The organism is Streptomyces sp. NPDC017993 (assembly GCF_044328065.1).
GTDB lineage: Bacteria > Actinomycetota > Actinomycetes > Streptomycetales > Streptomycetaceae > Streptomyces.
In genome coordinates this window covers 1-21,014 of record NZ_JBIRGO010000013.1, presented here as the reverse complement: position 1 = coordinate 21,014, position 21,014 = coordinate 1, and the positions used below count along the sequence as shown (strand labels likewise).

At 71.0% G+C, this 21,014-nt stretch carries 18 protein-coding genes; 11 read left to right on the top strand and 7 right to left on the bottom strand.

The window, feature by feature from the left end; all coding sequences use genetic code 11:
- Window positions 1–35 precede the first annotated feature (35 nt).
- The 4 genes from ACH4FH_RS23655 to ACH4FH_RS23640 all read left to right on the top strand — a co-directional run bounded on the left by ACH4FH_RS23655 (window position 36) and on the right by ACH4FH_RS23640 (window position 4,274).
- Window positions 36–1,424 (top strand): MFS transporter, encoded by a 1,389-nt coding sequence (locus ACH4FH_RS23655; protein WP_398557877.1) that lies wholly within the window; start codon window positions 36–38, stop codon window positions 1,422–1,424.
- Window positions 1,425–1,467: 43 nt separating this feature from the next.
- Entirely contained in the window at window positions 1,468–1,977 is a 510-nt protein-coding gene (locus ACH4FH_RS23650; RefSeq protein WP_398557876.1) for a MarR family winged helix-turn-helix transcriptional regulator, read from the top strand.
- A gap of 52 nt (window positions 1,978–2,029) precedes the next feature.
- Window positions 2,030–2,362, top strand: coding sequence for a DUF3817 domain-containing protein (locus tag ACH4FH_RS23645; protein ID WP_398557875.1), 333 nt, complete (start codon window positions 2,030–2,032; stop codon window positions 2,360–2,362).
- A gap of 211 nt (window positions 2,363–2,573) precedes the next feature.
- Complete coding sequence (locus ACH4FH_RS23640) at window positions 2,574–4,274, top strand: methylmalonyl-CoA mutase (protein WP_398557874.1); 1,701 nt, start codon at window positions 2,574–2,576, stop codon at window positions 4,272–4,274.
- An 81-nt stretch (window positions 4,275–4,355) separates the two neighbouring features.
- Here ACH4FH_RS23640 and ACH4FH_RS23635 read toward each other — a convergent pair whose 3' ends face one another.
- From ACH4FH_RS23635 to ACH4FH_RS23625, 3 genes are all read right to left on the bottom strand, one after another.
- Window positions 4,356–4,718: a hypothetical protein gene (locus tag ACH4FH_RS23635; RefSeq protein ID WP_398557873.1), complete on the bottom strand. Its 363-nt coding sequence runs from the start codon at window positions 4,716–4,718 to the stop codon at window positions 4,356–4,358.
- A gap of 102 nt (window positions 4,719–4,820) precedes the next feature.
- Window positions 4,821–6,218 (bottom strand): ATP-binding protein, encoded by a 1,398-nt coding sequence (locus tag ACH4FH_RS23630; protein WP_398557872.1) that lies wholly within the window; start codon window positions 6,216–6,218, stop codon window positions 4,821–4,823.
- Window positions 6,215–6,988: a response regulator transcription factor gene (locus tag ACH4FH_RS23625; RefSeq protein ID WP_398557871.1), complete on the bottom strand. Its 774-nt coding sequence runs from the start codon at window positions 6,986–6,988 to the stop codon at window positions 6,215–6,217. Before ACH4FH_RS23625 ends, ACH4FH_RS23630 begins: the two co-directional genes overlap by 4 nt.
- Before the next feature lie 63 nt (window positions 6,989–7,051).
- Between ACH4FH_RS23625 and ACH4FH_RS23620 the strand changes: the two genes are divergently transcribed.
- Both ACH4FH_RS23620 and ACH4FH_RS23615 read left to right on the top strand, forming a co-directional pair.
- Window positions 7,052–8,254, top strand: coding sequence for a UDP-N-acetylglucosamine--N-acetylmuramyl-(pentapeptide) pyrophosphoryl-undecaprenol N-acetylglucosamine transferase (locus ACH4FH_RS23620; RefSeq protein ID WP_398557870.1), 1,203 nt, complete (start codon window positions 7,052–7,054; stop codon window positions 8,252–8,254).
- Window positions 8,251–9,258 carry a GDP-mannose 4,6-dehydratase gene (locus ACH4FH_RS23615; protein WP_398557869.1) on the top strand — a complete coding sequence of 336 codons (1,008 nt, stop codon included), beginning with the start codon at window positions 8,251–8,253 and terminating at the stop codon, window positions 9,256–9,258. Before ACH4FH_RS23620 ends, ACH4FH_RS23615 begins: the two co-directional genes overlap by 4 nt.
- Window positions 9,259–9,502: 244 nt before the next feature.
- Here ACH4FH_RS23615 and ACH4FH_RS23610 read toward each other — a convergent pair whose 3' ends face one another.
- Window positions 9,503–10,138 carry a TetR/AcrR family transcriptional regulator gene (locus ACH4FH_RS23610; RefSeq protein WP_398557868.1) on the bottom strand — a complete coding sequence of 212 codons (636 nt, stop codon included), beginning with the start codon at window positions 10,136–10,138 and terminating at the stop codon, window positions 9,503–9,505.
- A gap of 338 nt (window positions 10,139–10,476) precedes the next feature.
- Between ACH4FH_RS23610 and ACH4FH_RS23605 the strand changes: the two genes are divergently transcribed.
- From ACH4FH_RS23605 to ACH4FH_RS23590, 4 genes are all read left to right on the top strand, one after another.
- Window positions 10,477–11,451, top strand: coding sequence for a tetratricopeptide repeat protein (locus tag ACH4FH_RS23605; protein WP_398557867.1), 975 nt, complete (start codon window positions 10,477–10,479; stop codon window positions 11,449–11,451).
- A 601-nt stretch (window positions 11,452–12,052) separates the two neighbouring features.
- A complete protein-coding gene (locus ACH4FH_RS23600) occupies window positions 12,053–12,670 on the top strand; it encodes a DUF6230 family protein (RefSeq protein ID WP_398557866.1) in 618 nt (205 codons plus the stop codon).
- Window positions 12,671–12,801: 131 nt separating this feature from the next.
- Window positions 12,802–13,359 carry a DUF6114 domain-containing protein gene (locus tag ACH4FH_RS23595; RefSeq protein WP_398557865.1) on the top strand — a complete coding sequence of 186 codons (558 nt, stop codon included), beginning with the start codon at window positions 12,802–12,804 and terminating at the stop codon, window positions 13,357–13,359.
- Complete coding sequence (locus ACH4FH_RS23590; protein ID WP_398557864.1) at window positions 13,349–14,599, top strand: hypothetical protein; 1,251 nt, start codon at window positions 13,349–13,351, stop codon at window positions 14,597–14,599. Before ACH4FH_RS23595 ends, ACH4FH_RS23590 begins: the two co-directional genes overlap by 11 nt.
- A gap of 105 nt (window positions 14,600–14,704) precedes the next feature.
- On the opposite strand, the gene pyk is transcribed toward ACH4FH_RS23590, so the two are convergent.
- The 3 genes from pyk to pta all read right to left on the bottom strand — a co-directional run bounded on the left by pyk (window position 14,705) and on the right by pta (window position 19,549).
- Window positions 14,705–16,132 carry a pyruvate kinase gene (gene pyk, locus ACH4FH_RS23585; protein WP_398557863.1) on the bottom strand — a complete coding sequence of 476 codons (1,428 nt, stop codon included), beginning with the start codon at window positions 16,130–16,132 and terminating at the stop codon, window positions 14,705–14,707.
- 61 nt (window positions 16,133–16,193) lie between these two features.
- On the bottom strand, window positions 16,194–17,405 hold the full coding sequence (locus tag ACH4FH_RS23580) for an acetate kinase (protein WP_398557862.1): 1,212 nt from the start codon (window positions 17,403–17,405) through the stop codon (window positions 16,194–16,196).
- 50 nt (window positions 17,406–17,455) lie between these two features.
- Window positions 17,456–19,549 carry a phosphate acetyltransferase gene (gene pta, locus ACH4FH_RS23575; RefSeq protein WP_398557861.1) on the bottom strand — a complete coding sequence of 698 codons (2,094 nt, stop codon included), beginning with the start codon at window positions 19,547–19,549 and terminating at the stop codon, window positions 17,456–17,458.
- Between the two features lie 232 nt (window positions 19,550–19,781).
- On the opposite strand from pta, the gene ACH4FH_RS23570 reads away from it, so the two are divergent.
- On the top strand, window positions 19,782–20,807 hold the full coding sequence (locus ACH4FH_RS23570) for an ATP-dependent 6-phosphofructokinase (RefSeq protein WP_398557860.1): 1,026 nt from the start codon (window positions 19,782–19,784) through the stop codon (window positions 20,805–20,807).
- Window positions 20,808–21,014 lie beyond the last annotated feature (207 nt).

Sequence of the window (21,014 nt, the reverse complement as noted above, 5' to 3'; positions counted from 1 at the left end):
TACGGTCCACCCCGCGGCCCCGGCAGGCTGCGGCCATGGCTGCACCCTCAGGGTCCGCGGAGCCGGGCCGTATCCCCGCGCGCCCCGGCGCGTTACCCGAATCCGCCGGCACGGTTACGGACGCGGGCGCCGGCTCCCCGGCCGGCGCGCGGCCCGGGGAGCCGGGTGGCCGGGCCCGGTATCGCGCGGTGTTCGCCGTCCCCGAGTTCCGGTGCGTCTTCGCCGCGCATCTGCTGTCCTCCCTGGGTGTGGTGGTCTGCGAGATCGCGCTGTCCCTGCTGGTGTTCCAGCTGACGTCCTCTCCGCTGCTGAGTGCTTTGACCTTCGCGCTGGGGCTGCTGCCGTACGTCGTCGGCGGCACGCTGCTGTCGGCCGTCGCCGACCGCTACCCGGCCCGCGGGGTGCTGGTGGGCTGCGACTTGCTGTGTGCGGTGGCCGCGGCCGCGATGGTGCTGTCGGGCACCCCGGTCGCGGTCCTCCTGGCCCTGCGCTGCGTGATCGCCGCCATCGCGCCGGTCTTCGCCGGGACGCGTGCGGCGACGCTCGGCGCGATCCTCGGGGAGGGGGACCTGTTCGTGCTGGGCCGTTCGGTGATCCGGATCGTCAACCAGAGCGCTCAGCTGGTCGGGTTCGCGGCCGGCGGTCTGCTGCTGGCCGCCGTGTCACCGGCGGCGGTGCTCGCCGTCACCGCGGGCACCTTCCTGGGCTCCGCGCTCCTGCTGGGCGTGGGGACCCGCGCCCGTCCGGCGCGGGGCGGCTCCCGTGGCGCGCTGCTCGGAGCGTCGCTGGCGGGCGTCCGCCGGTTGCTGGGCGATCGCCGGGTGCGGGCCCTTCTGCTGCTGTCCTGGCTGCCGCCGACGTTCGTGGTCGTCCCCGAGGCCCTGCTGATCCCGTACTCCGACCGGCTCGGCGTCGGCGCGGCCGGCCTGGGACTGCTGATGTGCAGCATGCCGGTCGGCGCGGTGCTCGCGGAAACCCTGGTCGGCTCCTTCCTCGGGCCCCGTGCCCGCACCCGGCTCACCTTCCCGATGGGCCTCTTCGCCGTCCTTCCCTCCCTCGGCTTCGCCGCCGGGCCCTCGCTCGGCTGGGCGGTGCTGCTGCTCGCGCTGACGGGGACCGGTATCTCGTACAACTTCGGGGTGGACCGGTGGTTCGTGGCGGCGGTGCCCGATGTACTGCTGGGGCAGGCGATGACGGTGATGCAGGCGGGCCGGATGACGATCATGGGCCTGGGGATGGGCGTGGCCGGGGCGGCTGCCGAGTACGCCCCCCTTCGGGTGGTGATGCCGGCGGCGGGAGTGGTCGGCGCGGTGTGTGTTCTCGCGGTGATCGTGGAGGTGCGGCGGACCGCGGCCTGCGAAGGAGAGGGGGCGCCGGGGGCCGGCGCGGGAGCGGTAGGGCCCGCTGCGGCGCCCGAAAGCTGAGACAAGGCTGACCACGATATGACCGCCGGGTAGGGTCGGTGGCGTGCCGAAGCCGCTCAGCCTTGCTTTCGATCCCATCGCGCGCGCCGACGAATTGTGGCAGCAGCGATGGGGCGCCGTGCCGTCGATGGCCGCGATCACCTCGATCATGCGGGCCCACCAGATCCTGCTGGCCGAGGTGGATGCCGTCGTCAAGCCGTACGGTCTGACGTTCGCCCGCTACGAGGCGCTGGTGCTGCTGACCTTCTCCAAGGCCGGCGAACTGCCGATGTCCAAGATCGGCGAGCGTTTGATGGTGCACCCGACCTCGGTGACCAACACCGTGGACCGGCTGGTGAAGTCCGGTCTCGTGGACAAGCGGCCGAACCCCAACGACGGGCGCGGCACACTCGCCTCCATCACGGACAAGGGGCGCGAGGTGTGCGACGCGGCCACCCGCGAACTGATGGAGATGGACTTCGGGCTCGGTGCCTACGACGCCGAGGAGTGCGGGGAGATCTTCGCGATGCTGCGGCCGCTGCGGGTGGCGGCGGCGGACTTCACCGAGGAGTAGCGACCGGGGGGTGGCGAAGATCGTCACGGAACGGGCGGTTACGCTCAGGGGCATGAAGCGAAGCGTCCTGACCCGTTACCGGGTGATGGCCTACATCACCGCCGTGATGCTGCTGGTGCTGTGCGCCTGCATGGTGTTCAAGTACGGCTTCGACACGGGCAAGGACCTCACCCTCGTCGTGTCCCAGATCCACGGCGTGCTCTACATCATCTACCTGGTCTTCGCCTTCGACCTGGGCTCCAAGGCGAAGTGGAAGTTCGGCAAGCTGCTGTGGGTGCTGATCTCCGGCACCATCCCGACGGCCGCCTTCTTCGTCGAGCGCAAGGTCGTCCGCGAGGTCGAGCCGCTGGTCGCGGACGCGGAGCCGCAGCCGGTCAGGGCCTGACCGACCACGTACACCGTTCGCCGCTGACGCGTCCCTCCGCCGGAGGGGCGCGTTCGTGCTTTCCGGGCGGGCCAGGGGCGGTGGCGCCGGGGTCGAGCATGCCCCGAACGGCCCCTCTTTGCCTCTCCTCGCATCCCCTTTTCGCAGGTCGGCGCAGTTCACCCGGTCCCCCCATCGACAATTACTAGGACGTCCTAGTAAATTCGAAGGTATGGACGCTGACGCGATCGAAGAAGGCCGCCTTCGCTGGCAGGCCCGGTACGACTCCGCCCGGAAGCGCGACGCGGACTTCACCACGCTCTCGGGCGACCCCGTCGACCCTATGTACGGGCCCCGGCCCGGCGACACCGTCGACGGATTCGAGCGGATCGGGTGGCCGGGCGAGTACCCCTTCACGCGCGGCCTCCACCCCACCGGCTACCGCGGCCGGACCTGGACCATCCGCCAGTTCGCCGGCTTCGGCAACGCCGAGCAGACGAACGAGCGCTACAAGATGATCCTCAAGGCCGGCGGTGGCGGGCTCTCCGTCGCCTTCGACATGCCGACGCTCATGGGGCGGGACTCCGACGACCCGCGCTCGCTCGGCGAGGTCGGCCACTGCGGCGTCGCCATCGACTCCGCCGCCGACATGGAGGTCCTCTTCAAGGACATCCCGCTCGGTGACGTCACGACGTCGATGACGATCAGCGGCCCGGCCGTCCCGGTGTTCTGTATGTACCTGGTGGCGGCCGAGCGGCAGGGCGTCGACCCGGGCGTGCTCAACGGCACCCTGCAGACGGACATCTTCAAGGAGTACATCGCCCAGAAGGAGTGGCTCTTCCAGCCGGAGCCCCATCTGCGGCTGATCGGTGACCTCATGGAGCACTGTGCGCAGGGCATTCCCGCGTACAAGCCGCTCTCGGTCTCCGGCTACCACATCCGCGAGGCGGGTGCGACGGCCGCGCAGGAGCTGGCATACACCCTCGCCGACGGCTTCGGCTACGTCGAGCTGGGCCTCTCCCGCGGCCTGGACGTCAACACCTTCGCGCCGGGCCTGTCGTTCTTCTTCGACGCCCACCTCGACTTCTTCGAGGAGATCGCCAAGTTCCGGGCGGCGCGCAGGATCTGGGCCCGCTGGATGCGCGACGTGTACGGCGCGAGCAGCGAGAAGGCGCAGTGGCTGCGGTTCCACACCCAGACCGCGGGTGTCTCGCTGACCGCGCAGCAGCCGTACAACAACGTCGTCCGCACGGCCGTCGAGGCACTGTCCGCGGTGCTCGGCGGGACGAACTCGCTGCACACCAACGCCCTGGACGAGACGCTGGCGCTGCCCAGCGAGCAGGCCGCCGAGATCGCACTGCGGACGCAGCAGGTGCTGATGGAGGAGACCGGCGTGGCCAATGTCGCCGACCCGCTGGGCGGTTCGTGGTTCGTCGAGGCGCTGACCGACCGGATCGAGGCGGACGCCGAGAAGATCTTCGACCAGATCAAGGAGCGGGGCGCGCGGGCCGTACCGAACGGGCAGCACCCGATCGGCCCGATGACGTCCGGGATCCTGCGCGGTATCGAGGACGGCTGGTTCACGGGCGAGATCGCCGAATCCGCCTTCCAGTACCAGCAGTCCCTGGAGAAGGGTGACAAGCGGGTGGTGGGCGTCAACTGCCACCACGGCTCGGTCACCGGGGACCTGGAGATCCTGCGGGTCAGCCACGAGGTCGAGCGCGACCAGGTACGCACCCTCGCGGAGCGCAAGGCGGCCCGTGACGAAGCCCGGGTCCAGACCTCGCTCAAGATGATGCTGGCCGCGGCGCGGGACGGCGCCAACATGATCGAGCCGATGCTGGAGGCCGTCCGGGCCGAGGCGACGCTGGGCGAGATCTGCGGGGTGCTGCGGGACGAGTGGGGCGTCTACACGGAGCCGGCGGGGTTCTGAGGACCGCTCTTCCGCCTACCGCCCGAGGGGGCGGAGCCGTCAGCGTGACGGCTCCGCCCCCTCAGCAGTGCCGGGGGCCGCTCAACTGGCGGTGGTGGACGTCGCGCCGGACAGGGCGCTGAGAACCTTGCTGTCGTCGTGTCCCTGGGTCGCGAGTTTGGCGCCCGGGTCGTACTCGGTGTCGAGGCTGCCCAAGGACGCCTCGTTGTCCACGGCCTTCCCGTCGTCCGAGCGGAAGGTGCCGGCACAGTCGTCATCGTGCTGGGCCGTGGAGCGGTGACTTGTGCTTTCACGGGAGCATTCCTTGACCGTGAATGTTCCGTGCGTGCCCGTGAGGCCCGCCGCGGTCAGCCCTTTGATGAAGAGGACGGTGAAGATCACCAGGGCGACGGCAAGGAAGAAAATGTGCCCGTACAGCGTCTTCGAAGGTGTCTTGCCGGACATCCGCGGAGAGTGATGTCGCCGCGGGACCGGCAGGCGGTGCGGGCGGACGTCGAGGAGAAGCCTGCGGAGGCGGAGGCTCGCGGCGACGGTCGTTGATCGGCGCTACGGCACCGGCACCCGCAGCCGGAACAGCGCCCCGCCGCCCGGTGCGGCTTCCGCGGTGAGGTCGGCGTGGTGGGCGCGGGCGATTTGGCGGGCCATGGCGAGGCCGAGGCCGGAGCCGGGCAGGGCGCGGGCCGCCTGGGCGCGGTAGAAGCGGTCGAAGACGTGGGGGAGGTCGGCGGGCGCGATACCGGGGCCGTGGTCGCGGATGGTCAGCTCCAACGCGCCGGGAACGCAGGAGAGTTCCGTTTCGACCGGACCTTCCGGGGGTGAGAACTTCGCGGCGTTGTCGAGGAGGTTGGACAGCAGCCGGGCGAGGCGGGGCGGGACTCCGGGGACCGTGGTGCCGGCCGCCGCCGGGTCGGTGCGGAGGGTGAAGGCGATCTGCGGCCAGTGCTCGCGGGCCGCGGTGACCGCGTGCTCCAGGAGGGCGGCCGGCCGGACCTGTTCCACCAGGGGCTGCGGCTCCTCGTCCCGGGCCAGTTCGATCAGGTCGTTGACGAGGGTGGTGACCTCGCGCAGCTGACGGCCCAGGGCAGCCGCGGCACGGTCGCGCTGGGCGTCGGTCAACCGGTCGGCGCGGGCGAGGAGTTCGGCGTTGGTGCGGAGCGCGGTGAGCGGGGTGCGCAGCTCGTGCGAGGCGTCCGCGACCAGCCGGCGCTGCGCGGTGACGGACTGTTCCAGCTCGCCGAGCATGATGTTGAAGCTGGTGGCGAGCCGGGTGATTTCGTCCTCGCGGGCCGGTGGGCCGGTGGGCAGTTCGATGCGGTGCCGGGCGTCGCGGGTGGCGGAGATCCGTTCGGCGGTGGCGGTGAGCCGGGCGACCGGTGCCAGGCCGGTGCGGGAGACCCAGTAGCCGAGTGCGGCGGCCAGCAGTACGCCCGCGGCGCCGACCGCGGACAGCGCCCAGGCGGCCTGCCGGACGCCCCGGTCGACGGTGTCCGAGCGCAGCGCGACCTGGAGGGCCTCGGACCTGCCGGGGAGTTTGGTGGTGAACATCCGGACGGGCTCTCCGGCGACCGTCAGTTCGCTGTAGTACGCCGTGTGCCGTCCGCCGGCGACCTGGCGGGTGGCGTCGACGACCGGCAGGGCGTACGTCTTGCGGGGGTCGCGGGCCGGGTCGGACGGGACGATCTGCATGCAGGGCACGGCCTGGTAGCGGCAGGAGGTGTCGCCGACGGTCGGGCCCCAGCCCCGGGCCCGCTGGGTGAGCTGGGTGGCGGTCTGGGTGAGATGCAGTTCGAGTTGACGGGTCATCTGGTAGCGGATGATGACGAAGGCCGCGGCGCAGACGCCGACGGCGACCAGGGCCACCGCCGCGGAGGCGGCCAGCGCCAGGCGGGTGCGCAGCGGCCGGCGCCGCCGCCAGCGGGCGCCCAGGGACCGACGGCCGCTCATGCCCGGTCCGCCCGGTCCAGGCGGTAGCCGACGCCGTGCACGGTCTGGACGAGGCGTGACTCGCCGCCTGCTTCCAGCTTGCGGCGCAGATAACCGATGTAGACCGCGAGGGAGTTGGAGTCCGGGCCGAAGTCGCGGCCCCAGACGCGCTCCAGGATCACCTCGCGAGGCATCACCTGTCCCGGGTGCAACAGCAGTAGCTCCAGCAGCGCCCATTCGGTGCGGCTGAACTCCAGAGGCCGGCCCGCCCGGTGGCCCGTGCGGGTCAGCGGGTCGACGACCAGATCGTCGAAGGTGAGCCGGGAGTCGTCCGCGGCGGTGGCCGATGCGCGGCGCAGCAGCGCCCGCACCCGAGCGACCAGCTCGTCCAGCGCGAACGGCTTGACGAGGTAGTCGTCCGCGCCGGCGTCGAGGCCGTCCACGCGCTCGCTGACCGAGTCCAGCGCGGTGAGGACGAGGATCGGGGTGCGGTCGTCCAGCGCGCGCAGGCGCCGGCAGACGGCCAGGCCGTCCAGGACGGGCATCATCACGTCCAGCACGATGGCGTCCGGCTGCCAGGTGGCGACCTCGGTGAGGGCGGCGAGGCCGTCGGCGGCGCCGCGTACCTCGTAGCCCTCCACGGTGAGGCCGTCCGAGACGGCGGCCCGCACCTCCGGTTCGTCGTCGACGACGAGGAGTTTGGGGGCGGGGGCGCTCCCGGCCGCGGACGACGGCGCGGACAAGGGGGAGTGCGACGGCGGACGGGCGGGGCCCCGGGGCGTGGACGGCATGGAGACAGGCTCCCAAACACCTCTCTTAGAAGCTTCTTAGGGCGCCTGGCGAGCGTGGCGGCCATGCGCACACCACTTTCCGTCGTGATCGGTGCAGGCGGCACCGGCGGCCACATCTATCCGGGGCTCGCGCTCGCCGACGCGCTCCGCCGGGCCGAGCCCGATGCGGTGATCTCCTTCGTCGGCACCGAGCGGGGGCTGGAGACCCGGCTGATTCCCGAGGCCGGCTACCGGCTGCACACCGTCGACATGATCCCCTTCGACCCGTCGCTGGGCGCCAGACGCTACCTGCTGCCGGCCGCGCTGCTCAGATCCGGTGCCCAGTGCCGTGCCCTGCTCAAGGAGCAGGGGGCCCAGGTCGCGGTCGGGATGGGCGGCTACCCGAGCGCGCCGGTCATCGTGGGGGCACGGATGGCCGGGGTGCCGAGCCTGGTGCACGAGTCCAACGCGGTGCCCGGCCGGGCCAACAAGTTCGCGGCCCTGCTCACCCCGCACCTGGCGCTCGCGTTCGACCGCAGCCGTCCCCATCTGGCGGGCGGCGAGCGGGCGGTGACCGTGGGCATGCCGCTGGTCGGGCCGCTGGCCGGGCTGGACCGCGCGGCGCTGCGGGCGGGGGCGCGGCGGGAGCTGGGCGTGCCGGACGGGGCGCGGCTGCTGCTCGTCAACGGTGGGAGCCTGGGCGCCGCCCGGCTCACCGAAGCCGCGGTGGGGCTCGCGGCCCGCTACCGCTCCCGTCCGGATCTGCGGCTGCTGATCAAGACCGGCCCGGCGGCCCTGGAGGAGACCCGGGCGCTGCTGGTGGCCAACGGCGGGGCGGCGGTCGCCGAGGCGGTGCCCTACCTGGACCGGATGGACCTGGCCTACGCCGCCGCCGATCTCGTGGTGTGCCGGGCGGGGTCGGCCACCGTCGCCGAGCTGGCCACCATCGGCATGCCGGCCGTCCTCGTGCCGTATCCGCATGCGCCGGGCGACCACCAGACGCACAACGCGCGGGTGCTCAGCGACGCCGGGGCCGCGCTGCTGCTGTCCGACGCGGAGACCTCGGCGCAGCGGCTGGATTCCGTGGTCACCCCGCTGCTGGACGATCCGGCGCGGTTGGTGGCGATGGGCGCGGCCGCCGACCCGGGCACCCACGCGCGGGCCGCCGACCTGCTGGCCGCCGAGGCCCTCGCCCTCGCGGGCCGCCCTCATCCGCCCCTTGCCCACCGACCCCAGCACCTCTCTCACCTTCCCCACACCAACCCCACCACCAAGGAGTCAGCATGAGCAGCGACAGCACACGCACATGGGAGGGCCGCAAGGTCCTGGTGACCGGCGCCGAGGGGTTCATCGGCTCGGCCCTGGTCGACCTGCTGGTCGAGGGCGGCGCCGAGGTGCGCGCCTTCGTGCACTACAAGCCGTATGCGGAGAAGGGCAATCTGGCGCGCTATCTGATGCCCGGCAGCCCCGTGGAGATGATCGCGGGCGATGTGCGGGACGCCGGCCGGGTGATGGACGCCGTCGCCGGCTGCGACACGGTCTTCCATCTCGCGGCGCTGATCGGCATCCCGTACAGCTATGACTCGCCGGGCAGTTACGTCCAGACGAATGTCGTCGGCACGGAGAACGTCGCGGAGGCCTGCCGCCGGCACGCGGTGCGCCGGCTGGTGCACACCTCGACCAGCGAGGTCTACGGGACCGCGCTGACCGTGCCGATCGACGAGGACCACCCGCTCCAGCCGCAGTCGCCGTACTCCGCGTCGAAGATCGGCGCCGACATGATGGCGCTGTCGCACCGGCACGCCTTCGGGCTTCCGGTGACGGTCGTACGGCCCTTCAACACCTACGGTCCGCGGCAGTCCGCGCGGGCGGTGATCCCCACCATCCTGGCGCAACTCCACTCCGGCGCGCGGCAGATCAAACTGGGCTCGCTCACGCCGACCCGTGACTTCACCTTTGTCACCGACACGGCGGCCGGGTTCCTGGCGATGGCCGACTGCGACCGGGCGCTCGGTGAGGTCGTCAACCTGGGTACCGGGCGGGAGATCTCGATCGGGGCGCTCGCCGAGGCCCTGATAGCGGCTTCGGGGCGGACGGCCGAGGTGGTGGTGGACACCGGGCGGCTGCGGCCCTCGGGCAGCGAGGTCGAGCGGCTCGTGTCGGACAACTCGCGGGCGCGCCGGTGGGCTTCGTGGGAGCCGCGGGTGTCCTTGCGGGAAGGGCTGGAGCGGACGTCGGCGTGGGTGGCGGAGCATCCGGAGCTGTTCCGCGCGGAGCGCTACCAGGTCTAGTCGCAGTGTCCCCGGTTCACGGGGAGGTCAAGCGATTCCGAGCACTGCTCAAGTCTGCTCGCAGTGCGGCGTCAAGGACGGCCCCAAACCCCTGCACGCCCGTGCGTGGGAGTGGGGGGCACTGGTGAAGCAGGAACCCGCCGAGACGGTTGGACGACCGTGGTAGGAATCCCGGTGCTCAGCGCGGGGATCGGAAGTCGACAGGTGTGCGGTGACGCGGCCGCCGGCTGCGGGCGCCCGCCCGTCAGCTCAGGCCGCCCAGGCCCTGGAGCAGGACCGTCGACAGCTGCCGGGCCCAGGCGCCGTCCACCGGCTCGGCGCTGACCAGGGTGCGGTGCACGATCGCACCGGCGATGAGATCGAAGATCAGGCCGACGGTCTGCGCCGCGGCCAGCGCGCCGTCCGTGCCGGGTGTGTCCGGCGGGAGTTCGCCGCGGAGCTGGGCCCGTTCACGCCCGAGGACGACCAGCCGCTTCTGGCGGTCGACGATGGCCGAGCGGATCCGTTCGCGCAGCGCGTCGTCGGTGGTGGACTCGGCGACCACGGCCATCAGGGCCGTCTTGGTCTCGGGCCGCGCCAGCAGCGCCCCGAACTGCAGCGCCACGCCCTCTATGTCCGCCTGCAGACTGCCCCGGTCGGGGAGTTCGAGCTCGTCGAAGAGGACCGCCACGGCGTCCACGACGAGCTCGTTCTTGTTGGCCCAGCGGCGGTAGAGCGTCGTCTTGGCGACGCCCGCCCGGACCGCGACCTCGCCCATCGTGAGCTTTCCCCAGCCCACGTCGACCAGTGCGGCACGGGTCGCGTCGAGGATCGCGCGGTCGGTCTCGACGCTGCGCGGGCGGCCCGTGCGGCTCTTCCGGGGCCTGTCGGAGCAGTGCATGCCGGCGACCATACCCGCCAGTAGTTGCTGGCGTCGTGCGGCTCGTGAGGGAGATCACGAAGCAGGGTGGCGGAAGCGGTTGCGGTGCGGGGGGTCCGAGCAGTTACGCTACGGGTCGTAGCGTAAGAGCGATAACCACTGGCCCTGGGTGGGGACCCACGGCCTGTACAACCGGTCCTCCTCGGGACCATACGGGCGGCGCGTGCCCGGACGTACGCCGGCATTCCGGCGGGGCGTACGGACGGGAGCGGCGCCCCGCGGCAGGTCCGGCGGCGCCGTCGGAACCCAATTTCCGCATCGCTTTTCGGAACGGACCGCCCAGGGGGGAGGATGGGTTCATGCAGCCACGCAACATGTCCATGAGTGGAGTCGTCGACCTCGCAGCGGTGAAGGCGGCCGGGGAAGCGAAGACGAAGGCGGAGCAGGCCCGCACCGAGGCCGCCCGCACGGGCGGGGAGCCCGTGAGCAGCGGCCCCTTGGTGTTCGACGTCGACGAGGCAGGGTTCCAGCAGAGCGTCCTGCAGCGCTCCACCGAGGTTCCGGTCGTCATCGACTTCTGGGCCGAGTGGTGCGAGCCGTGCAAGCAGCTCGGTCCGCTGCTGGAGCGCCTCGCGGGTGAGTACGCCGGTAAATTCGTGCTGGCCAAGATCGACGTCGACGCCAACCAGATGCTCTTCCAGCAGTTCGGGGTGCAGGGCATCCCGGCTGTCTTCGCGGTCGTCGCCGGTCAGCCGATTCCGCTGTTCCAGGGCGCGGCCCCCGAATCCCAGATCCGGCAGGTGCTCGACCAGCTGGTGGAGGCCGCCGAGCAGCAGTTCGGCATCGTGGGCGCGCCGATCGACGCCGAGGCGGCGGGTGCGCCGGAGCCGCAGGAAGCCGCACCCGAGCCGGTCGGCCCGTACGACGCGCTGCTGGAGTCGGCGAACCAGGCGCTGGACGCCGGTGACCTGGGCGGCGCCATCCAGGCGTACAAGAACGTGCTCTCCGACGACCCGGCGAACCCGGAGGCGAAGCTCGGCCTCGCGCAGGCCGAGCTGCTCCAGCGGGTGCGGGATCTCGATCCGCAGGCGGTGCGCAAGGAGGCCGCGGAGAACCCGGCCGATGTGCAGGCGCAGATCCGTGCCGCGGACCTGGAGCTGGTCGGCGGTCACGTGGAGGACGCCTTCGGCCGGTTGGTCGACGCGGTGAAGCGGACGTTCGGTGACGACCGGGAGGCCGCGCGGCTGCGTCTGCTGGAGCTGTTCGAGGTCATCGGTGCCGACGATCCGCGGGTCTCCGTGGCGCGCACCGCCCTTGCACGCGTCCTGTTCTGATCCACCCCGTTTCACACCCTGTTCACCTCCCGCGCGCCTTTTAGGCAAACGGAACGGCGGCCACGTTTTACCAAACTTTGGTAAACGTGGCCGCTGTTACTTGGAGTAAATCAAAGCCGCCCTCTTGCGGTGGTGTGTCCGCAATTGCCGCATGTTCGGTCGCGGTGAGCGACGACCCTGTGTGCCCAGTCGATATCAGCCGGTCGCGACGCGGTTATCGGCCCGTTACCCGCAAGTAACGAGCCCCTTGTGCGGCGGCCGTGAATGCACCACGATCGGCCACGCTCGGTCCATTCCCGCAGCCCGACATCCGGTCGGCGTCGCGGGGCACTTGGGTCCCCACCGAGTGGTCGGCGGCAGTGGCGCCGGCCATGGACAGGGGGGTCTTCGCCACATCCGGTGGAGCCTGTCCAGAGAGGTTGCGCGAGAGCGTGGCCAGTGGTTGTCGCTCGGGGGTGATCGCCGGTAATCGGAACGCACATCGCCTCCGAGGACGGGCGCTCTCCTTCCCGAGGACGTAGCACTTCTCCCATCCCAGGTGCGGCCGCTCCGCTCGGAGACGGCTGACGCCGGAGATGTACGTCCGAGAAGGAGGAAAGTCATGGAGTCCCTGGCTCGTGGCGGGACCAGATGGAAGCGGTTCGCCGTCGTCATGGTGCCCAGCGTCGCGGCGACCGCCGCGATCGGCGTGGCCCTCTCGCAGGGTGCGCTCGCGGCATCGTTCAGCGTGTCCGGCCAGCAGTTCAAGGTCACTACCGACCGGCTGGACGGCACCGGATTCGTTCAGTACGGAGCCATTGACGCCCAGAAGGGCGGCAAGCAGGTCCCGGTGGCGGTCTCGGGGTTCTCGAACGCCAAGATCAAGAACCTGTGCCAGTCGGTTGTCGTGCCGGTCCCGGTCTTCGGCGATGTGTCGATGAAGCTGTCGGCCGGTGGAGGTGCCACGCCTGTCGAGGCGAAGAACCTCTACATCGACCTCGACCAGCTGGACGCGGACGCGACCTTCAACAACATCGACATCGGTGTTGCTGCAGGCTCGACGACCAAGGGTCCGGGCATGCACAAGGGCGACAAGGCCGACCCGGGCTCGTTCGCCCAGCAGGCCGACTCCGCCGTGCTGACCGGTGTCAAGCAGCGTGCCTGGGCCACGACGGCCGGCACGTTCAAGCTCAGCGGCCTGAAGATGAGCGTCAGCAAGGGCAAGAACGAGTGCTACTGACGCACTGAGCGTGCGGGCGCGGGCGAGAGCTGTACGGCGAGTGCTGCCGTTCCCCGTGCCCGTACGTCCAGCGCGCAGGAGCGCACCCAGCTCAGAACCACCGATTTGCCAGTCCCGAGGAGCTGTACGACATGAGCGCCGACACGCGACCACGGCTGATCGAGACCATCGGCCGGAAGCGGATTACGTTCCGGGAGTGGCGCGGACACCGCCCGTACTGGGGCGGATTGCTGACTCTGCTGGCCGGCTTCCCGATCATGTACATCCCTTACGCGAATCTCACGATCGGTTCCCTGACCGTTCGCATGGCGACCACCGCCGGCGCCGGCTCGCTGATCATCGGCGTACTGCTGGTCGTGCTCGGTCTGACCATGTGGTTCCAGCCCGCCTCCCGCGTGTTCGCGGGTGTCGCAGCGATTCTGCTCTCCCTGGTCTCCCTGGTCGTCTCGAACTTCGGGGCCTTCCTGATCGGCTTCCTTCTGGGGCTGATCGGTGGGGCGCTGGGGGTCTCGTGGGCACCGGCCAAGGCGGGCGACGCCGGTGAGCCGGCCCGTTCCGAGACGGGCGGCCCGGTCGGCGACGCGGAACCCGCCGCTTCCGGAGCGGGCTACGGGTCGGGCATGGCACTGGACGACCTGTCAGGAACGAGCCCGACCAACGGAACGAACGGGAGGCACCGTGCCGGGTGACGAGCTGCACGACAACGCAGCTGCCGGGGCGAGATCCGGGCCGAGGCACGCGGCGCCGAAAAAGCCGCTGCTGACTCGGCTCCACGTGCCCGCGGGCAAGGCGATAGCCATCGCCGCGATGCCGTCCGCCGTGCTCATGGGTATGGGGCTGACGCCCCAGATGGCGATCGCCAAGCCGGCGCCCAAGAGCCCCTTCAAGGACGGTCCCTGTGTGACCGCTCCGGACAAGGTGGAGAAGGACAGCAAGGACGGCGCGAAGGACGAGAAGGACGACACCAAGCCGTCCGCCACGCCCTCCGCGAAGCCGTCTCCCTCGGCCGGCAAGGAATCGGGCAGCGAGACGCCCGCGCCCGAGCCGTCCGGCTCCAAGAAGACCGACGAGCCGTCGGGCTCCGCGACTCCGTCGCCGTCGGCCTCCGAGGAGGAGAAGGACAGCGGCGGCCTGCTGGACGGCGTCGGTGACGCGCTTGGCGGGCTGCTGGGCACCAAGGACTCCGAGGAGTCCGAGGAGCCGTCCACCTCGCCGAGTCCGACCCCCTCCGCGTCGAAGTCGGCGACCGAGGACGCCGCGTCCGCGACCGACAAGGCCACCGAGCCGGTCAAGGACACCGTCGACGGCCTCAAGGCCGGCGCCGACAAGGCCGGCGAGCCGACCAAGGACGCGAAGGACACGGTGGACGACACCGTTCACGGCGCCGTGGGCACGGTGGACAACGCCCTGCCCGGCGGCGGACTGGACGGCAAGGACGCCAGCGGCAAGAAGTCCTACCCCTGCGTCGTCGAGAACAAGGTCAAGGGCGCCAACGAGGAGGCCCCGACCACCGTCCCGAACGAGCCGTGGGAGCTGGAGTCTAGCGCCCTCACCCTGCGCGATCTGGACTACAAGGGCGTCGTGAACCTCAAGACGCCCAGCGGCAAGACCAAGCAGGCTCTGAAGTTCACCTCGGAGAGCATCGACATCGGCGATCTGCACCAGATCGTCCAGGGCCCGTCCGGCGAGAAGTACCACGTCCAGGCCGCGAAGGGCTCCACCTCCACGATCCGCGGAGGCACGGTCACGATGTACACCGAGCGGCTCGAAGGCAACCTGTTCGGCCTGATCCCGATCGTCTTCGACCCCGAGCACCCGCCGCCCATCAACGTCCCCTTCGCGTACTTCACCAAGGTGAAGATCTTGCAGGCGGGTCAGTTCGGCGGCAACCTCACCGTCCCGGGCATGCACCAGAGCATCGAGGACTGAGCGCCGGAATCCACGGACCCGTCCGGGAGCCGCAGAAACGGCTGTGGGCCGCCCCCTGAGGAAGGGGGCGGCCCACAGCCGCGTTCACGGGGGCCCGGGGGCGCGTCAGGCGCTCTGGCCGCCGAGGTGGTGCACCCGGACCATGTTGGTGGTGCCGGGGACGCCGGGGGGCGAACCCGCGGTGATGATCATCGTGTCGCCCTTGCTGTGCCGCTGGAGCTTGAGCAGCTCAGCGTCCACCAGGTCGACCATCGCGTCGGTGTTGTCGACGTGCGGCACGACGTAGGTCTCCACGCCCCAGCTGAGGGCCAGCTGCGCGCGGGTGGAGGCCTCGGTGGTGAAGGCCAGGATCGGCTGAGCGGCGCGGTAGCGCGACAGCCGGCGGGCGGTGTCACCGGACTTGGTGAAGGCGATCAGGGCCTTGCCGTCCAGGAAGTCGGCCATCTCGCAGGCCGCGCGGGCCACCGCGCCACCCTGCGTACGCGGCTTCTTGCCGGGCACCAGCGGCTGCAGGCCCTTGGACAGCAGCTCCTCCTCGGCCGCCTCGACGATCTTCGACATCGTCTTGACGGTCTCGATCGGATACTGGCCGACGGAGGACTCAGCGGAGAGCATGACCGCGTCGGCGCCGTCGAGAATGGCGTTGGCGACGTCGGACGCCTCGGCGCGGGTCGGCCGCGAGTTGGTGATCATCGACTCCATCATCTGGGTCGCGACGATCACCGGCTTGGCGTTCCTGCGGCACATCTCCACCAGGCGCTTCTGCACCATCGGGACCTTCTCCAGCGGGTACTCCACCGCCAGGTCACCACGGGCGACCATGATGGCGTCGAACGCCATCACGACCTCTTCCATGTTGTTGACCGCCTGCGGCTTCTCCACCTTGGCGATGACCGGGACCCGGCGGCCCACCTCGTCCATGACGCGGTGCACGTCCTGGACGTCCTTGGCGTCCCGGACGAAGGACAGCGCGACCATGTCGCAGCCCATGGCCAGGGCGAACTTGAGGTCATCGATGTCCTTCTCGGACAGCGCCGGGACGTTCACCGCGGCACCGGGCAGGTTGATGCCCTTGTGGTCGGAGATGACCCCGCCCTCGATGACGATGGTGCGCACCCGGGGACCGTCGACCTCGACGACCTGGAGCGCGACGTTGCCGTCGTTGATCAGGACCGGGTCGCCCTTGGAGACGTCACCGGGCAGGCCCTTGTAGGTCGTGCCGCAAATGGTCTTGTCGCCGGGGACGTCCTCGGTGGTGATGACGAACTCGTCGCCGCGCACCAGCTCCACGGGGCCGTCGGCGAAGGTTTCCAGGCGGATCTTGGGGCCCTGGAGGTCGGCCAGCACGCCGATGGCGCGGCCGGTCTCCTCGGCGGCCTTGCGGAGGCGGTGATACCGCTCCTCGTGCTCCGGGTGGGTCCCGTGGCTCATATTGAAACGGGCCACGTTCATACCGGCCTCGATCAGCGTCTTCAGCTGGTCGTAGGAGTCGACGGCGGGGCCCAGGGTGCAAACGATTTTGGAACGGCGCATGGGCTGAATCCTATCGGTTTGTTTCGGAGCGGAATATTCCACGTGGTGGAAACACCAACCACTAGGCGCTGACCAGCGCATATGTCTGCTGAGCGATCTCCAGCTCTTCGTCCGTGGGGACCACGGCGACAGCTACCCGCGCGTATTCGGGCGAGATCAGCCGCGCTTCGTCGCCCCGGACGGCGTTGAGATCGGCGTCCACGGCCATGCCCATCTCCTCCAGACCGGCGATGGCGGCGGCGCGCACCGGGGCGGCGTTCTCGCCGACGCCCGCGGTGAACGCCACCGCGTCGACCCGGCCGAGCACCGCCGTGTAGGCGCCGATGTACTTCTTCAGCCGGTGGATGTAGATGTCGAAGGCGAGCGCGGCACTCTCGTCCCCCTCGTCGATCCGGCGCCGGATCTCGCGCATGTCGTTGTCGCCGCAGAGGCCCACCAGGCCGCTCTTCTTGTTGAGCAGCTCGTCGATGGCGTCGGTGTCCATGCCCGCCACCCTTTCCAGGTGGAAGACCACCGCGGGGTCGATGTCACCGGAGCGGGTACCCATGACCAGACCTTCCAAGGGGGTCAGTCCCATGGAGGTGTCGACACAGCGGCCGCCGGCCACCGCCGAGGCGGACGCGCCGTTGCCCAGGTGCAGGACGATGACATTGACCTCGGAGGGGTCCTTGCCGAGCAGCGCGGCGGTCCTGCGCGAGACGTAGGCGTGCGAGGTGCCGTGGAAGCCGTAGCGGCGGATGCGGTGCGCGTCGGCGGTCGCCACGTCGATGGCGTAGCGGGCCGCGTGCTCGGGCATCGTGGTGTGGAACGCGGTGTCGAAGACCGCGACCTGCGGCAGGTCCGGGCGCAGCGCCCGAGCGGTCCTGATGCCGGTGATGTTCGCGGGGTTGTGCAGGGGCGCGACCGGCACCAGCCGCTCGATCTCCTTCAGCACCGCGTCGTCGATCACGGTCGGCGCGGTGAACTTGAGGCCGCCGTGGACCACGCGGTGGCCGATCGCGGCCAGCTGCGGGGAGTCAAGTCCGAGGCCGTCGGCCTCCAGTTCGGCGGCGACCGCCTTCAGGGCGGCCTCGTGATCGGCTATCGGCCCCTCCTGCTCGCGCGTGGTGCCGTCCTCGGACAGCGGGGTGTGGGCCAGGCGCGAGGTCGCCTCACCGATCCGCTCGACGAGGCCGGCGGCCAGGCGGCTGCCGTCGGCCATGTCGAGCAGCTGGTACTTCACCGACGAGGAGCCGGAGTTGAGGACGAGGACGCGGGAGGCGTTGGCAGTCATGAAGGGGCTTTCCGGTGGGGAGGGGGAGGGGCGTGGGGGGACCGGCGCGGTCAGCCGGTGTGCCCGGCGCCGGGCTGGGCACCCTGGGCCTGGATGGCGGTGATGGCCACGGTGTTGACGATGTCCTGGACCAGCGCGCCGCGCGAGAGGTCGTTGACCGGCTTGCGCAGGCCCTGCAGGACCGGTCCGACGGCGACCGCACCGGCCGAGCGCTGCACGGCCTTGTAGGTGTTGTTGCCGGTGTTGAGGTCCGGGAAGATCAGCACGGTGGCCTTGCCGGCGACGTCCGACTCCGGGAGCTTGGTCTGCGCGACCGCCGCGTCCACCGCCGCGTCGTACTGGATCGGGCCCTCGACCAGCAGGTCCGGGCGCAGCTCGCGGACCAGCGCGGTGGCCTTGCGGACCTTGTCGACGTCCGCGCCGGAGCCGGAGGTGCCGGTGGAGTACGACAGCATCGCGATCCGCGGCTCGACGCCGAACTGGGCGGCGGTGGCCGCCGACTGGATGGCGATGTCGGCGAGCTGCTCGGCGTTCGGGTCGGGGTTGACGGCGCAGTCGCCGTAGACCAGGACGCGGTCGGCCAGGCACATGAAGAAGACGGAGGAGACGATCTGGGCGCCCGGCCGGGTCTTGATGATCTCGAAGGCGGGGCGGATGGTCGCCGCGGTGGAGTGCACCGCGCCGGAGACCATGCCGTCGGCCAGGCCCTCCTGGACCATCAGGGTGCCGAAGTAGGAGACGTCCGCGACGATGTCGTAGGCCAGCTCCTGGCTGACGCCCCGGTGGGCGCGCAGCTGCGCGTACCGCTCCGCGAACCGCTCGCGCATCTCGGAGGTCTGCGGGTCGATGATCTGGGCGTCCGCCAGGTCGATGGCCAGGTCGGCGGCGCGCTTGCGGATCGTCTCCTCGTCGCCGAGCAGCGTCAGCGCGCAGACGTCGCGGCGCAGCAGCACATCGGCGGCGCGCAGCACGCGTTCCTCGGTGCCCTCGGGCAGGACGACGCGGCGGGGGGCGGAGCGGGAGCGCTCGATCAGCTCGTGCTCGAACATCATCGGGGTGACGCGGCCGGAGCGGGCGACGGAGATACGGTTCGTCAGCTCCACGGTGTCCACATGCCGCTCGAACAGGCCGAGGGCGGTCTCCGCCTTGCGCGGGGAGGCGGCGTTGAGCTTGCCCTCGATGGCGAACAGCTCGGCGGCGGTCGGAAAGGAGCCGCCGGGCACGGAGACGACCGGGGTGCCGGGGGCGAGCCGGCCGGCCAGCGCCATGATGTCGGGGCCGGGCTGCTCGTCGAGGGTCAGCACCACGCCGGCGATCGGCGGGGCGCCGGCGCTGTGCGCGGCGAGCGAGCCGATGACGAGGTCGGCGCGGTCTCCGGGGGTGACGACGAGGCAGCCGGGGGTCAGCGCCTTGAGGAAGGTCGGCAGCATGGCGCCGCCGAAGACGAAGTCGCGCGCGTCCCGGGCGAGGCCGGAGTTGTCGCCGAGCAGCACCTCGGCGCCGAGGGTGTGGACGATCTGGCCGACGGTCGGCGCGGACAGCGAGCCGTCCTCGGGGAGGGCGTAGCAGGGCACCGGCAGGCGGGAGGCGAGCCGCTCCTCGATGGCCTTGCGCTGCTCGGGGTCGACGCGGTTGACGACGAGGGCGACGACGTCGCAGCCCAGCGAGTGGTAGGCGCGGTAGGCGTTGCGGGCCTCGTCGCGTACGGACTCCGCCTCCTGGCCCTGGCCGCCGACGACGGCGATCACGGAGGCGCCGAACTCGTTGGCGAGCCGGGCGTTGAGGTTGAGTTCCGCGGGGAGGTTCGTCGCGGCGAAGTCCGATCCCAGCACGAGGACGTATTCGTAGTCGGCGGCGACGCGGTGGAAGCGCTCGACGAGCCGGGAGACCAGTTCGTCGGTGCCGCGCTCGGCCTGGATCGTGCCGGCCTCTTCGTAGCTCAGACCGAAGACGGTGTCGGGGTTCTGGGCGAGCCGGTAGCGGGCCCGCAGCAGGTCGAACAGCCGGTCGGGCCCGTCGTGGACCAGCGGCCGGAAGACCCCCACCCGGTCGACATGGCGGGTCAGGAGCTCCATGACTCCCAGCTCGATGACCTGACGGCCGTCGCCGCGGTCGATCCCGGTCACGTACACGCTGCGCGTCACGCGTGCTCTCCGATCCTGTTCCGTCGGTGGCAAGATCAAATTACCCTTTATGGTGACCTTGCCCCTCTTGACAATACCTGCGTGTGTCGGTAGGTCGCTCTCCCAGTTTCCCCTGAGGAGAGCAGTAGGGAGACAGTAAGGGGGGCCGGTGGGTGAGGGCAGGGCCCGCCCGCTCGTGAAACAATCGGACCGGCTCTCACGAACCGACAGCGAGCACAGGAGACACAGCACGATGCGTATCGGAGTCCTCACCGCAGGCGGCGACTGCCCCGGCCTGAACGCTGTGATCCGCTCTGTCGTCCACCGTGCCCTCACCGGTCACGGTGACGAGGTCATAGGTTTCGAGGACGGATTCGCCGGCCTGCTCGACGGCCGCTTCCGCAAGCTCGACCTCGAAGCGGTCAGCGGCATCCTCGCCCGCGGTGGCACCATCCTCGGCTCGTCCCGGCTGGAGCGCGCCCGGCTGCGCGAGGCCTGCGAGGACGCCAAGGACCACTCCAAGGACTACGGCATCGACGTCCTGATCCCGATCGGCGGCGAGGGCACCCTCACCGCGGCGCGGATGCTGTCGGACGCCGGCCTGCCGGTCGTCGGCGTCCCCAAGACCATCGACAACGACATCTCCTCCACCGACCGCACCTTCGGCTTCGACACCGCCGTCGGCGTCGCCACGGAGGCCATCGACCGCCTCAAGACCACCGCGGAGTCGCATCAGCGGGTCATGGTCGTCGAGGTGATGGGCCGGCACGCGGGCTGGATCGCGCTGGAGTCCGGGATGGCCGGCGGCGCCCACGGCATCTGCCTGCCCGAGCGCCCCTTCGACGTCAACGACCTGGTGACGATGGTCGAGGAGCGGTTCGCCCGGGGCAAGAAGTTCGCGGTCGTCTGCGTCGCCGAGGGCGCGCACCCCGCCGCGGAGACCATGGAGTACGCCAAGGGCGCGATCGACCAGTTCGGTCACGAGCGCTTCACCGGCATCGGCAACCACCTCGCCGTCGAACTGGAAAAGCGCCTCGGCAAGGAGGCCCGCCCGGTCATCCTCGGCCACGTCCAGCGCGGTGGCACCCCGACCGCCTACGACCGGGTGCTCGCCACCCGCTTCGGCTGGCACGCCGTCGAGGCCGCGCACCGCGGGGAGTTCGGCAAGATGACCGCTCTGCGCGGCACGGACATCGAGATGGTGCCGCTGGCCGAGGCGGTCACCGAGCTCAAGACGGTGCCGGCGGCGCGCATGGACGAGGCCGAGTCGGTCTTCTGAGCCGTCCTGGCACCACCGGGACTCCGAAGCTCTCCCGCGGCGCTGTTTCCGCGCGGACCCGCAGCACCACGGCGGCGGGGCCGCCCCCCCCCCGGGGGGGGGGCCCCCGGGGGGGGGGGGGCCCCCCCCCGCCCCCGCCCCCCCCCCCCCGGGTGGCGCGGCCCGCCGCCGGCCGGGGCCCCGGGGGGCCGGGCCCCCCCCCCCCCC